Annotated in this window: 14 protein-coding genes; 8 read left to right on the top strand and 6 right to left on the bottom strand. The window is 71.4% G+C overall.

Features of this window, described 5'->3' with window-relative positions; all coding sequences use genetic code 11:
- The first annotated feature begins 13 nt into the window (after positions 1-13).
- From AC0QU1_RS07455 to AC0QU1_RS07440, 4 genes are all read left to right on the top strand, one after another.
- Entirely contained in the window at positions 14-283 is a 270-nt protein-coding gene (locus AC0QU1_RS07455) for a prevent-host-death protein (RefSeq protein ID WP_483575581.1), read from the top strand.
- Entirely contained in the window at positions 273-713 is a 441-nt protein-coding gene (locus AC0QU1_RS07450) for a type II toxin-antitoxin system VapC family toxin (protein ID WP_483575579.1), read from the top strand. Before AC0QU1_RS07455 ends, AC0QU1_RS07450 begins: the two co-directional genes overlap by 11 nt.
- Before the next feature lie 4 nt (positions 714-717).
- Positions 718-1,359 carry a DUF1345 domain-containing protein gene (locus AC0QU1_RS07445; RefSeq protein WP_483575577.1) on the top strand — a complete coding sequence of 214 codons (642 nt, stop codon included), beginning with the start codon at positions 718-720 and terminating at the stop codon, positions 1,357-1,359.
- A gap of 123 nt (positions 1,360-1,482) precedes the next feature.
- Positions 1,483-1,860: a PLDc N-terminal domain-containing protein gene (locus AC0QU1_RS07440; RefSeq protein WP_483575576.1), complete on the top strand. Its 378-nt coding sequence runs from the start codon at positions 1,483-1,485 to the stop codon at positions 1,858-1,860.
- Positions 1,861-1,867: 7 nt separating this feature from the next.
- Here AC0QU1_RS07440 and AC0QU1_RS07435 read toward each other — a convergent pair whose 3' ends face one another.
- Complete coding sequence (locus AC0QU1_RS07435) at positions 1,868-2,971, bottom strand: NAD(P)-binding domain-containing protein (protein WP_483575574.1); 1,104 nt, start codon at positions 2,969-2,971, stop codon at positions 1,868-1,870.
- A gap of 115 nt (positions 2,972-3,086) precedes the next feature.
- Between AC0QU1_RS07435 and AC0QU1_RS07430 the strand changes: the two genes are divergently transcribed.
- Positions 3,087-4,298 carry an MFS transporter gene (locus tag AC0QU1_RS07430; protein ID WP_483575572.1) on the top strand — a complete coding sequence of 404 codons (1,212 nt, stop codon included), beginning with the start codon at positions 3,087-3,089 and terminating at the stop codon, positions 4,296-4,298.
- Positions 4,299-4,314: 16 nt separating this feature from the next.
- On the opposite strand, the gene AC0QU1_RS07425 is transcribed toward AC0QU1_RS07430, so the two are convergent.
- Complete coding sequence (locus AC0QU1_RS07425; RefSeq protein ID WP_483575570.1) at positions 4,315-5,193, bottom strand: bifunctional helix-turn-helix transcriptional regulator/GNAT family N-acetyltransferase; 879 nt, start codon at positions 5,191-5,193, stop codon at positions 4,315-4,317.
- Between the two features lie 14 nt (positions 5,194-5,207).
- The gene (locus AC0QU1_RS07420; protein ID WP_483575568.1) at positions 5,208-5,849 is read right to left on the bottom strand and encodes a TetR/AcrR family transcriptional regulator; all 642 of its coding nucleotides are present in this window, start codon (positions 5,847-5,849) and stop codon (positions 5,208-5,210) included.
- A gap of 82 nt (positions 5,850-5,931) precedes the next feature.
- Here AC0QU1_RS07420 and AC0QU1_RS07415 point away from each other — a divergent pair, with 82 nt between their 5' ends.
- Positions 5,932-6,894: a zinc-binding dehydrogenase gene (locus AC0QU1_RS07415; protein WP_483575566.1), complete on the top strand. Its 963-nt coding sequence runs from the start codon at positions 5,932-5,934 to the stop codon at positions 6,892-6,894.
- A 12-nt stretch (positions 6,895-6,906) separates the two neighbouring features.
- On the opposite strand, the gene AC0QU1_RS07410 is transcribed toward AC0QU1_RS07415, so the two are convergent.
- Positions 6,907-8,097: a hypothetical protein gene (locus AC0QU1_RS07410; RefSeq protein ID WP_483575564.1), complete on the bottom strand. Its 1,191-nt coding sequence runs from the start codon at positions 8,095-8,097 to the stop codon at positions 6,907-6,909.
- A 293-nt stretch (positions 8,098-8,390) separates the two neighbouring features.
- On the opposite strand from AC0QU1_RS07410, the gene AC0QU1_RS07405 reads away from it, so the two are divergent.
- The gene (locus AC0QU1_RS07405; protein WP_483575563.1) at positions 8,391-8,957 is read left to right on the top strand and encodes a GNAT family N-acetyltransferase; all 567 of its coding nucleotides are present in this window, start codon (positions 8,391-8,393) and stop codon (positions 8,955-8,957) included.
- A gap of 33 nt (positions 8,958-8,990) precedes the next feature.
- Here AC0QU1_RS07405 and AC0QU1_RS07400 read toward each other — a convergent pair whose 3' ends face one another.
- Positions 8,991-10,730: an HNH endonuclease gene (locus AC0QU1_RS07400; protein ID WP_483576646.1), complete on the bottom strand. Its 1,740-nt coding sequence runs from the start codon at positions 10,728-10,730 to the stop codon at positions 8,991-8,993.
- A 274-nt stretch (positions 10,731-11,004) separates the two neighbouring features.
- Between AC0QU1_RS07400 and AC0QU1_RS07395 the strand changes: the two genes are divergently transcribed.
- Positions 11,005-11,664, top strand: a complete 660-nt coding sequence (locus tag AC0QU1_RS07395; RefSeq protein ID WP_483575562.1) for a hypothetical protein — start codon at positions 11,005-11,007, stop codon at positions 11,662-11,664.
- Positions 11,665-11,723: 59 nt separating this feature from the next.
- On the opposite strand, the gene AC0QU1_RS07390 is transcribed toward AC0QU1_RS07395, so the two are convergent.
- Positions 11,724-13,457: an AIPR family protein gene (locus AC0QU1_RS07390; protein WP_483575561.1), complete on the bottom strand. Its 1,734-nt coding sequence runs from the start codon at positions 13,455-13,457 to the stop codon at positions 11,724-11,726.
- Positions 13,458-13,484 lie beyond the last annotated feature (27 nt).

Genomic DNA, 13,484 nt, shown 5'->3' with positions numbered 1-13,484 from the left:
CTACCCTCGTCCCATGAGTAGCCAGCCAGAGATCACCCAGCGCGACCTGCGCTCGCGATCGAAGGAGATCATGGACGCCGTCCAATCCGGGCGGTCGTTCACCGTCACGCGCGACGGGCACCAGATCGGTGAGCTCGTCCCGTTGCGGCGCCGACGACGCTTCGTCCCGCGGGCGGAGTTTGCAGCCATGTCCCAAGCGGGCCCGCACATGTCACTGGAGGCGTTCCGGGCCGATCAGGAAGCGGCAGTCGACGACGAGGTCTCCGACCCCTATGAGCGCTGAACTCACGCAGGGCCTTGTCGACACGAACATCCTGATCCTGCGCGACAGGATTGACATTGCCGAACTGCCCGACGAGATGGCCGTCAGTGCCATCACTCTCGCAGAGCTCTCTGCAGGGCCCCACCTGGTCCGCCCCGACAGCGCCGAGTACGACGAGCATGCTGAACGAGCACGCCGCATCGACGTCCTGCAGCGTGTTGAGAACGAATTCGACCCCATTCCGTTCGACGACGGCGCAGCCCGCATCTATGGCCGGATCACCGCCGGCGTCATAGCCATCGGGCGGACGCCGCGTCGTCGTGCTGTCGACCTCATGATCGCAGCCACCGCAGCGGCCGAGGGCCTTCCGCTGTACACGTCGAACCCTGACGATTACAAGGGCCTCGACCACATCATCACGCTCGTCCCCGTCACCCGACCGGCCGGGTGAGCGGATGCGGCGGCTGAGCCGGGTGCTGGACAGCCCGCACGGGATGCGGATCGGCGTGGCCCTGCTCGTCGGCGCGCTGATGGGCTGGCTGCTGTCGTGGGACTCCGTGGCGGCCGCCGTCCTGGGCGGCTGGGCCGGCGCGGGCCTCGTGTTCGTGGTCTGGACCGCCCTGGTGATCGTCCCCATGGACCCGGAGGCCACCAGCGAGCACGCGGTGCGCGAGGAGCCCACCCGCGCCGTCGCGAACCTGATCGTGCTGTTCGCCGCCGTCGCCAGCCTCGCGGGTGTCGCCGTCGCGCTCGCGGGCGGCGGGCCCGGCACGGGCGACATCACGATCGCGGCCGTACTCGCCTCCGTCGTCGTCTCCTGGGCCTGCGTGCACACGGTGTTCGCGCTGCACTACGCCCGCGTGTACTACACGACCCCGGCGGGCGGGATCGACTTCCACCAGACCGAGCCGCCGCGGTACACCGACTTCACCTACCTGGCGATCACGGTCGGGATGAGCTTCGCCGTCTCGGACACGGACCTGGGCTCGTCGGTCATGCGCCGCATCGCGCAGGTCCACGCGCTGCTCGCGTATCTCTTCGGGACGGTCGTGGTGGCGCTGCTGATCAACCTCGTGGCGGGGCTGGCCAACACGTAGCGAGTGAAGAATCGGCGTCATTTCACGGTGATGAAATGGCAGCTCCTCGGCGGGCGCCAAGGAGTGGGCGCGGCTACTTTGAGACGAGAGTCCCTTTCGAAACCGTCGAGATCGAGGCGAGTCATGGACTACTGGGATTTCTTCTCGTTGATCGTCTACGGCTTCTTCTTCGTGGCCTACCTGATGGTCCTGTTCCAGATCATCACCGACCTCTTTCGCGACCGGGAGCTCAACGGCTGGTGGAAGGCCCTGTGGATCGTGTTCCTCATCTTCCTGCCGGTCCTCACCGCGCTCGTGTACCTCATCGCCCGCGGACGCGGGATGGCGCGGCGGCACAGCGAGGACATGGCCGAGGCCCGGCGCGAGGCCGAGGGCTACATCCGCCAGGTGGCGGCGACGCCGTCCCCCGCCGACCAGATCGCGAGCGCCAAGGCGCTCCTCGACTCCGGGACGATCGCCCCGGCCGAGTTCGAGCGGCTGAAGGCGAAGGCGCTCGCCTGACGGGCCTTCAGGGCACGCCCACCGAGAGCCGCCGCACCACAGCGGCGACCGCCGCCCGGCCGGCCCGGTTGGCGCCGACCGTCGACTGCGACGGCCCGAACCCGATGAGGTGTACGCGCGGCTCGTCGGCCACCTGGGTGCCGCGCATCGCGATGCCGCCCAGCTCGTTGCGCAGGCGCAGCGGGGCCAGGTGGGTCAGGTCGGCCTTGAAGCCGGTGGCCCACAGGATGGTGTCGACGGGCGTGAAGGAACCGTCGGCCTCGCGCAGGCCGAGGGGTTCGACCGCCGTGAACATCGGGCGCCGCTCCAGCGCCCCGCGCGCCTTGGCGGCCAGCGCGTACGGCGTCCAGATGAGGCCGGTGTAGGACACGACGCTTCCGGTGGGCCGGCCCGCCTCGACGTCGGCCATGACCTTGGCGATGGTCTCGCGGCCGGCCTCCTCCGGGCGGAACTCGCCGTCCCGGAAGACCGGCTCCCTGCGCGTGTACCAGAAGGTGGTGGCCACGCGGGAGATCTCCTCCAGGAGCTGGATCGCCGAGATCCCTCCGCCGACGACGGCGACGCGGCGTCCGGCGAGGTCCTCGGCCCGCACGTAGTCGCGGGTATGGAGCTGGCGTCCGCGGAAGGTCTCCTGCCCGGGGTACCGGGGCAGCACGGGGTTGGTCCAGGTGCCGGTCGCGTTGATGACGGCCCTGGTGGCCCAGGAGCCACGGTCGCTCGTCACGACGAGCTCGCCGTCCGGATCGTCGTCGGCGCGCCGCACGGCGACCACCCGGACCGGGCGCAGGACGGGGAGCGCGAACGTCCGCTCGAAGCCGGCGAAGTACCGCGGGACGGCGTCCCGACTCGCCTCCGTGGCGTCGACGGCGGGCTGGGCCAGCCCCGGCAGGTCGAAGATGCCGTTCACGGTGGCCATCCGCAGCGACTCCCAGCGGTGCTGCCACGCGCCGCCCGGCGCGGGGTTGGCGTCCAGGACGACGAAGGTGCGCTCGTTGTCCGGCTGGTCGACGGCGCTCACGAACCCCCTGCGCTGCAGGTGGTACGCGGCCGACAGCCCGGCCTGCCCCGCCCCGATCACCACGACGGTCGCCCGGCTCAGGAGGTCGCTCACACCAGGGACAACACGATCACCACGCGGATGTTTCCGGGTGTGACCAGGCTCAACCTGCCGGGTGCCGCACCGCCGCCGTCCCCGTCGATCGCATCGATTCGATACGATCGAGCGCATGTCGTCCTCCACGGCCCCAGGTCCGCAGCCCGAAGACCGGCGCGCCCGCGCCGCCGTCGCCGCCCTGTTCCTGACCAACGGCGCCCTGTTCGCCAACCTCGTGCCCCGCTACCCGGAGATCAAGGCCGCGCTCGACCTCGACAACACGCTCTACGGGCTGGCCGTCGCGGCGTTCCCGACCGGGGCGATCGTCGCCGGGCTGGGGGCCGGCCTCATGGTGCGCCGGTTCGGGTCGGCGCAGGTGGCGGTGGTCGGCACCATCCTCACCGGCCTCGGCGTGCTCGCCGCCTCGGTCGCGCCGTCGCTGGCGATCCTCGTGCTGGCGCTGTTCCTCGGCGGGGCCATGGACGCGCTCACCGACGTCGCCCAGAACGCCCACGGCCTGCGCGTGCAGCGCCGGTACGGCCGGTCGATCATCAACGGCTTCCACGCGGTGTGGTCGGTCGGCGCCGTGCTGGGCGGGGCCATGGGTGCCGGCGCCATCGCGCTCGGCCTGCCGCTGCCCGTGCACCTCGGCATCTCGTCGGCGGTCTTCTCGGTCGTCGCGCTCGTCGCGCTCCGGTTCCGCCTTCCCGGGCGCGACGGCGACGTGGCCGACGGCGCCGTCGCCCAGGGCACCGCACCCGTGCGCGGGGCCGGTCCGAGCACCCGTACGGTGCTGACCCTGACCGCGCTGGTGCTCATCGCCATCGGCGGGGCCTTCGTGGAGGACGCCGGCAGCTCGTGGGCCACCCTCTACCTCTCCGGCTCCCTCGGGGCGCCCGCCGCGCTGGCCGCGAGCGGCTTCGTCGCGCTCGTCGGCACCCAGTTCGTGGGGCGCCTGCTGGGCGACGGCCTGGTCGACCGGTTCGGCCAGCGCACCGTCGCCCGGGCCGGCGGCGCGGTCATCGCGCTCGGCATGGGGCTGGCGCTCGCCTTCCCGACCGTGCCCGGCACGATCGCCGGGTTCGCCGCGATCGGCCTGGGCAGCGCGACGCTGGTGCCTGCGGCCATGCACGAGGCCGACGAGCTGCCGGGCCTGCGGGCCGGCACGGGCCTGACCATCGTGTCCTGGCTCATGCGGGTCGGCTTCCTGGCCTCCCCGCCGCTGGTCGGGCTCATCGCCGACAGCGCGGAGCTCCGCTACGGCCTGCTCATCGTGCCCATCGCCGGCGTGCTGATCGTGCTCCTGGCCGGGGTGCTCGCGGGATGGCGCACCCCGGCGCGCTGAGCGGCCTTGGGCCGGCTCAGCCCAGCGTCTTCTCGAAGAACGCGTCCGCGTACGGGTTGTCCTGGCTGTACGGCTCGATCTCCCGGTAGCCCGCGCGCCCGTACATCGCGACCGCCTCGGCCAGCACCCGGTTGGTGTCCAGCACGACGCGCGCGCAGCCCAGGCCGTGCGCCTCGCCCTCCAGCCGCCGCAGCAGCCGGGCGCCGAGGCCGGCGCCGCGCCACGACGCCGCGACCCACATCCGCTTGATCTCGGCCGTCGCACCGTCGAGCCGGCGTACGCCTCCGCACGCGACGGGGGCGCCGTCGCTGGTCGCCACGACGAACGCGCCGTTCGGCGCGCGGAACGCGTCGGCGCCCTTGCTCGGCGGGTCCGGCACGAACCCGCCGGGAAAGCGCCGGTCGAGCTCCCCGTAGTACTCCCCCAGCGCCGCCGTGGCCGGGCCGCCCACCGGGTCGACGACGTGCAGGTGCACGGTCGCCGCGCGGATCAGCAGGTCGGCGGTGCCGAGCGCCTCGTCGAGCCGGGCACGCTGCCGTTCGGTGAGCGGTTCCAGCAGCCCGCGCGCCTTGCGCTCGGAACGCTCGTCCAGCTCGCGGTAGGCACTCCGCCCGACGGCGGTGAGCGTCACCGTCCGACGGCGCCGGTCGGCTGGGTCGGGCCGCATCTCGACGAGCCCGTCGTCGGCCAGCCTCGCCAGGAGCCGGGTCAGGTAGCCCGAGTCGAGGTCCAGGCGTTCGCGCAGGTCGCGGACGGTCGCGCCGGCGGGTCCCACCTCGAAGAGGAGGCGGGACGCGCCGAGCGGCCGCCCCGTCCCGAGGAACGACTCGTCCAGCGCCCCGATGCGCTGGGTGTAGCTGCGGTTGAAGCGGCGGACCGTGTCGACGAGGCTCATATCTCTGACTATAGTCAGCGATTTCCCGTGCCGCGCAGCAGGCTCGGGGTGAGCGCCGCCCTGCGCGGCAGGGGCTGGTTCGTGTCGGACGCCCGGAACGCCTCGACGGCCAGCGCCGCGAACCGCCGCGCGGCCGCGGTCGTGCGGGCCGAGGGCGTCGCGGCGAGCCCGCGCCCGGCCAGCAGGACGAGCACGACGTCGTCGAGCACGAAGTCGCTGCGCAGCCCGCCGGCGGCCTGGGCGCGCCGGGCCAGCGCCGCGAGCTTGCGGAGCATCGCGGCACGGTAGGCGGCGAAGTCAGGGCCCTCCGAGCTCTCCGACAGGAAGGCGTCGACGAATCCCTGGTTGTGGACGTTGAGCACGCTGATCCGCTCGATGATCGAGCAGAATCCCCGCCACGGGTCGGGATCGGCGGCGCCGTCGTCCACGATGCGCCCGCATGCCCGCAGCTCGTCGTCGAAGACCGCCTCGAGGAGGATCTGCCGGGTCGGGAACCGGCGGTACAGGGTGGCCGGCCCCACCTGGGCACGCCGGGCGACCTCGCGCATCGTGACGTCGAGGCCGCCCGCGGAGAACAGCTCCCGGGCGGCCTCGAGGATCCGGTCGCGGTTGTCCCGCGCGTCGGCGCGGAGCATGTGGGGCAATGGTTCGCTCATCACTCTCACTTCCCTGAAGTGGACGCAGGCGTCCGTTAACGTCCCCACCGTAACGCGAACCAACAGCACGACGGAGACGACCATGCGAGCAGTGACTATCGAGCGATTCGGCGACCCGAGCGGCCTGGTGGTGGGCGACGCGCCCGCGCCGGCCCCCGGACCGGGGCAGCTGCTGATCGAGACCGAGGCGATCGGGGTGGGCGGGGTCGACGGCGTCGTCCGCCGCGGGACGCTCAGCGGGTTGGGCTTCGCCCCTGGGCTGGTCGCCGGCAGCGAGGTCGCCGGCACGGTGACGGCGGTCGGCGCGGACGTCGACGACTCCTGGGTGGGCCGCCGGGTATGGGCGTTCACGGGCCTGGGCGGCGGCTACGTCGAGCAGGCGCTCGCCACGCTCGACGACGTCACCGCGCTCCCCGAGGGGCTGTCGCCGGTCGACGCGGTGACGCTCGGCAACTCGGCGCCCGTCGCGCACTTCGCGCTCGCCCAGGCGCACTTCGCGCCCGGGGAGTCGGTGCTCGTCCGGGGCGCGGCGGGCAGCATCGGCATCGCGACCGTCGAGCTCGCGGCCCGCGGTGGCGCGAGCGCGGTGGCGGTGACGACGTCGTCGCCGGAACGGGGCGACCGGCTCCGCGCCCTTGGCGCGACGCACGTGCTCGACCGCTCCGGCGGCGGCGAGCCGGACGACCCGGCGTCCTACGACGTGATCGTAGACATCGTCGCCGGAGCGGACACCCCCGAGTTCGTGGACCGCCTCGCGCCGAACGGGCGGCTGGTCCTCATCGGCGCGGTCGCCGGGATGCCGCCGACGGACTTCGGCGTGCGCCTCCTGAGCGCGTTCCAGCAGTCCCGCTCGGTCGGCACGTTCAGCCTCGACACCGTCCCCGTGCCGGCCAGGAACGCCGTCCGGGCCGAGCTGCTCGCCGCCGCGGCGCGCGGCGACCTGCACGCCGTCGTGCACGACGTCCTGCCCCTGGACCGTGCCGCCGAGGCGCACCGGCAGATGGACGCGGGGACGGTGTTCGGCCGGATTGTCCTGGTGCCCTGACGTCGGGGCCGGTCAGCCGGCCGCGAGCGGGAGCCAGGACGCCAGGTCCCAGGCCCCGAGGACCTCGCGCAGGGGTGCCACCAGCAGTCCCAGCGCGACCGCCGCCGCGACGCTCGCCGCCAGGCGCGGCGAGCGGACGCGGCGCAGGTGGGTCAGGGCGATCATGACCGCGACGACGAGCCCGGGCAGCGCGCCGACGACGATCGCGGGCACCGTGCCGAGCGCCACCTCCAGCGCGGGTGACCCCGTCAGCGCGATCGCCGCCGCCGAGACCGCAAGGCACAGGTCGATCAGGTGGCCGACGACGGGCGGGGCGCCGGTCACCTCCGCGAGGTAGCTGCGGAACATGAAGCAGCTGAACAGGAAGACGACGCTCGCGATCGCGAGGTCGACGCCGACCAGACCCTCTACCGACGGGTCGGGAGCGACCTCCGCGTAGATCCAGGCCGTGGGGAGGGCGATCATCGCGGCGAGCAGCGCGAGGGCGGCGATGCCCGCGACCGCGGTCCATCCTGACCTGCCGCTGCCGCTCGCACCGCGCGCCGTGGTGCCCGGCATCGGCTCGGACGCCGTCGCCGTGGCGACGCCCTGGCGGCGAGTCACCCCCTGCATGGCCCAGACCAGGGCCGGGACCAGCAGCACCAGCGCGCCGAAGAAGACGGCGTTGACCGCGCCCAACGCCTCGGCGTCGCCGCCGGTCACGGCGAACGGCACGACCGACAGGAGGAACAGGACCGCGAACATCGCCGTCCCGCTGACCACCGTGGTGAACGGCTCCACGAGCTCACGCGTGCGCAGGCCAGCCAGGCCGCCCAGCACGAGCCAGCTCACCCCGAGTACCAGGGCCTGGGTCAGGATCGCGGCGGGGGCGATACTGCCGAGCAGGTCACCCACGAAGCGTTCGGCCTGCTCGGCCGGCGCCACCGGCTGCCCGCCTGGAAACAGGCCGTACGCCAGGATCAGGAGCACCAGCGAGACGAAGGTGCTCAGCCGGCCGGCGTCGCGCCAGGTGCGCTCGCGGATCTGGGTGCGCACCCAGTCGACGGCGCCGTCGAGCACGCCGACGACCGACCGCACCACCCGGAACAGGACCACGGCGGCGACCACGACGAGGACGGCCCACAGGACCGACACCGGCACGTCCAGCCCGAACCCGCCCAGGAACGCGGAGACTTCGCTCAGGAACGCCTCCCACCAGGCCATACAACAAGGCTAGAGGCGCGGCGACGGGCGAGGACAGGGGATGGCGCGGCTCGGGCGGGTGAACTCGCGGCGGCTCCACCTTCGCTGCGGGTGCCTTGGGCTCGGTTAGTTCCCCGTGAATGTTGACGCCCCTGCGACGCCGTCGGCTGCGAGTGGCGAGCGGGCGTTCTTCAGGAGGTTCCGGGCGGCTGGCACCTCGTCGCGGGCGGCTCGGGATCCGGGACAGTTCCGGACGCCGATCGTCCGGAACCGGTCCTACGGTGGGGCGACAGGACGGATCGTTGGGAGGACCGATGCCGTACACCAGCAGACCGCTCGATGCCTCGACGTGGGACGCCTTCGCCGAGCTGATGGAGCGCAACAACGGGGTCTTCGGCGGATGCTGGTGCATCGGCTTCCATCCCGAGGGTGGTCAGCGCGGACTCGACCACCGCGCGGCGAAGGAGGAGCGCGTGCGCACCGGCCGCGCCCACGCCGCCCTGGTCTTCGACGACGACGGCGCGGCGCAGGGCTGGTGCCAGTACGGCAGCCCGGCGGAGCTCACGCGCATCAAGCACCGGGTCCAGTACGAGAAGGACGCGCCGCCCGTGCCCGACTGGCGCATCACCTGCTTCTACGTCGACACCAAGCACCGCGGTCAGGGCATCGCACGGGCCGGACTCGAGGGTGCGATCGGTCTGATCGCCGAGGCGGGCGGTGGCCTTGTCGAGGCGATCCCCGAGGTGACGACCGGCCGCACCGCGCACGGACGATTCCTGTACAGCGCGACCGTGGAGCTCTTCGAGCAGTTCGGCTTCCGCCGGGTACGCCAGGTCGGCAAGCACGCGTGGATCGTCAGCCGGGTGATTGAGCCGGCCTGATCGGAGCCGTGCGGCACCCGGCTGCGGTTGGGGTCAGGCCGGGTGCGTCCAGGAGAGGTCGGCCCTGTGGGTTCTACGGGGCGTTCGGCCCCTCCGTCTCGGGCTCCGATTCGGTCGACTCTGGTTCGGCCGGTAGGCGATGGTGCCCCGGTCGCGGTGGGTGTGGCAGCCGATGGAGTAGCGGCTACGTGGGATGCGTCCGTTGCGGGGTCCGCTCATGCCGACCGCCGGGGTCCAACCCGGGGTCGCCGGGGCGGTGTCCTCGGTTGCCGGGGCGGTGTTCTGGGTCGGTGCGGCGGCACGGTCACGGACCGGACCAATGTGACGGTCAGCGGTCGTGCCACCGCTCCCGAACGGTGTCACGTCACCGACCCTTACCGGTGCGGGTGGTGTGGGCGCGACGAAGGCATACGTGTGCCCCGTCGGGGTGATCGTCTCGACCGCGTGCCGGCCGCCTACCTGGGTCGTCTTCTGCGACCAGCCGGGTGCCTGCTTGGCATGGTTGCACCGGGCACACAACCCTTGCCCGTTGTCCAGGCTCGTCACCCCACCCTGCGCGTGTGGGGTGATGTGGTCCAGGTGCCGGACCGGGGCGTCACACCACGGGGTGGCACAGATCCCCTGCTCGCGGGCGCGCAACAACGCTGCCAAGCCTTGTGGGTGGAACCGTGACGTGGAGGTCGTGGCCAGCAGGCGACCACGGGGGTCGACGTAGATCGACCGCAACCACGCCGCATCCGCATCGATCGCATGCGCAACCAGGTTCCGAGCCACCGGGGCTGGCACGACACCCGCACCCGCCGGGGTGCCTTCCACCACCACACCCGGCTCCTCACCACCAGGCCGGTCACCACCAGGCTGGCAGCTACCTAACCGGTCCTCCCCGGGCCGGTCCTCCCCGGGCCGGTCGATGGGCTGGTGGTCACTACCGGCGAGGAGGGTCTGGTCGGAGACCAGCAGATTGATCGTGACCGGCACCCCGTCCGCCTGTCCGGGCTGGCGTCCGGTGACGCGCTCGACCAACGTGTCGGCCATGATCTGCCCGGTCCCCCGCCCATCACCCGCAGCCTTCAGCGTCTCAGCGTGGGCTTTGAGCTGCGCGTAAGCCTGGACCCCTTGCTGCATCGGCACCAGAGCGGTCAGATACACCATCAGATCCGGAGCCGGACGCACCGACACCCCACGCTCCGAGACGGCCTTGGCGTTCCGGTTCACACACGCGCGCACATCCAACTGTGCCGCCAGTTCCTTGACCCGGGCCACCAGGCGCCTGGTCCCCATCCGCGCCAGCGCCCCCAGGTTCGCCGGACCACACACCTGCTCGTCGATCTGGGCGCGGTGCTCGACCGACAGGTGCGACGTCTCCCGCACCAACAACGTCGCCCGCCACTGCGAGAGCACACCCGCCCGCAACGCCTCGAACGTGTGTGGCATACCGGTGACCCATACCCGGGCCGTGCTCAGAAACGAGGCGCCGGCGTGCGGGCTGCACCGCAACGCGGCACCCACCTGGTTCGGCACACCACGACCACGCCGCTCCGCCCGGACACCCTGCCGAGCCTCCTCAGCACGCGTCGCCTCCTCCAGCGCCACAGCCAACCTCGCCTGCGTCGCCGTCACCGCGTTCTTCACCGCCTCCAGCTCACCCAACAGGTCCACCCACTCCGCCTGCACCTCCCGCGACACCGCCGGACCCATGGAAGCAGTGGAAGCAGTGGAAGCAGTGTCCGGCACACCATCAGCACCGATGTCAGAGGCACCCGGCAAAATCATGCCCGCCAACCGCTCACGCATAGCCCGCACACCCGCCACATCAACGACATTGGCGACCGTAGGAAGCCTTGTGCCGCTCCGGGGCAGCACCGGCTGAGCAGGCGGGTCGCCTGCCCTGGTGAATGCCTTACCGGTTCGCGTCATGACATCAATCTATCGCACACACGTTCGTACTGCTCGTCGAACCGGTCCCATCTGCCGACAGCAGAAACCCCGTCCCCAGACACCAACCCGCCGCGCGCAAGCGCCGTCGTCGTGACGACATATGCCGAGCATGAACCCGCTCCGAGCACCACGCCGACGTCTCGTTGTCGGGCTGGCCAGCGTCCTGCTCCTCGGTGCCTGCGCCGACCCCGCCGGTCCCGCCTCACCCGCCGGTCCCGCCTCGAGCGGGAACGAGCCGGACGACGCACCGGCGGCGACCGCACCGCCCGCGCCGTCGGCGTCGGGCCCGGTGACCACCATCGCGACCGTCCTCCAGGAGGGCGACGGACCACCTGAGCTCTGCCTGGGTGGGGTGGCCGAATCGCTCCCGCCGCAGTGCGGCGGCCCCGAGATCGCCGGGTGGGACTGGGACACCGTCGAGGCCGATTCCGCACAAGGCACCACCTGGGGCGAGTACGCGGTCGAGGGCACCTGGGACGGCGAGACGTTCCGCCTCACCGAGGCCGCCCCGGCCCCGGCCGAGCGGCCCGAGCTCCCGGAGGACCCCCGGCTCGATCCCGACAACGCCGGGACGGTCGGGCCGGAGTCCGGGGCCGAAGAGCTGCAGAACGAGGTGTTCGATCATCTCGACGGCCTCAGCGGCTGGATCGAGAACGGTTACGTCTGGGTGACGGTCGTCTACGACGACGGCAGCATCCAGCGTTACGCCGACGACAGGTACGGTGCCGACACGGTCGCCGTCGTGTCGGCGCTGCGCGACATCGAGTAGGCCGGGCACCCCCCGAGCACGACCAAGGCCAGGCAGCCCGGCATCAGCCAGGCACACCCTCAGCGACCGGTGCTACCGGCCAGCTCCTTGCGGGCCCGATCGGCGAACCGCTCGTTGCGCACTGCCTCGCCCAACGGCACCCCGGCCTGCTTCTCGGCGTCGATGACCCGCTGGATCGCTGGCAGCAGCTCGTGGACGACCAGTTTCTCGGCGGCCTCCGCGTCCCAGATCACGTCGAGAATCCGGGTGCACGCCTTCGTGACCGCCTTCTCGTGGGTCGGCATGACCCCAGGTCCGAGCAGCTTCTGTCGGATCAGCGCCATCAGGTGGTACTGGGTGGGCCGGTAGCCGCGATTGATGCGCTGATTCCGGATCAGCCACTCCAGCCGGTACCACGTCGCCGCGGCCGTGTAGTAGAGGATCGGCTGCTGGTCGGCGGTGTACAACTCCTCACCGCGCGCCTTCATCAGCTCCTGGTAACGGCCCACCCGTGACGGTTCGTTCAGGAACATCGCCAGGTACGCGCGGCTGAGCTGGGCGCGGCTGATGACCCGGGTCTTCTCCACGTCCTTGCGCTCGGAGTACTGCTTGGCGCGACGTTCGTAGAAAAGCTGCTGCGGCTTGTCCCGGCCGAGGGTGAAGAAGTCCTCCAGCTGCTTGTGGTAGTCCTGCCGCGCGGCCAGGTCCTCGGCGCTGACCGGGGTCTGCTGGTTGGTCGCCGCCACGATGCCCTGGATCACGTCCTCGTCCGTCGAGTGCACGATATGCACGCTGACGAACACCTGGTCGGTGAGCTGTTCGCGTTCGTGGAACAACACGTGGCAGGTCTGGCATCCGTTGACGATCTGGAAGTCGTCCAGGACGAAGTTGTCGCCGACCCGGTCCATCTTCCGCGTCACGATGGTGATGCCGTTGTTCATCACCGCGAATCTCTCCCGCTTGACCGGGTCTCGCAGCGTGTCCCGGATACCCGTGTTGACGGCGTTGTATCCCTGGAAGGCGCGCACGTTGCTCTCGAAGAGGTTCTCCCGCAGTTTTCCCGAGCCGTCGTCCAGCATGGTGCGGATCAGCTCCGAGGCGGCGACCAGACCTACGAACGACTGCTCGACACCTGGGGCCGCCGGCATCGCGAACTGCTTCGGCACCGGCACGGTGACCTCGACGGTGCTGATCGCCCGGTCGTACAGCGCGCGCAGTTCCGGCCGGTTCACGCAGCGCACCTCGACCGTCTCGAACCGGTTGAGCCTGCCGAGAAGTCTCTCGGCCGATCGCGCCTTGCTGTGGACCATCTGCGCGATCTGATCGCCGGTGGTCACGTAATGGACATGCAGGTCCGGAAGCCGGCCGGCCAGCCGGGCAGGCTCCTCGTACACGGCGTCCAGGCATTGGCGCAGGCTCTTCACGTCGTCCGACACCTCGTACGGGATCTCGTCGGCCCCGCACAGGTGGCCGAGATTCTCCGCGAGGTCGGAGATCACCTTGGTCTCGAACCTGCTGCTGGTCTTGGCCTGGATGACCACCACCTGCACGTGGGGCCGCCTGCGTTCCTGCATCGCCGTCCGGACGTCGGTCGGGTCCCGGTACAGCTGCCCGTCGATCAGGACGGCGTAGGCGTCGATGCCGAGGTCGTTGCCCCCGCCCGTGCGGTAGGTATCGGGGTTGAACGGCTCGTTGTAGTACGAGTTGAGCACGCAGAAGGCGGCGAACGCCTCGAACGCTTCGGGCTCCGGCAGCTCGGCCAGGTCATGGTCCTGCTGGAAGGCCTCGAGCAGGCTCTGGATCACTCTCTCCACGGCGGGTCCCCTTCTCGCCCCTTGTGC

The sequence above is a fragment of the Promicromonospora noduliphila genome (assembly GCF_056951025.1).
The sequence above is the reverse complement of the archived record's forward strand: the minus strand, read 5'-3'. Positions and strand labels throughout refer to the sequence as shown.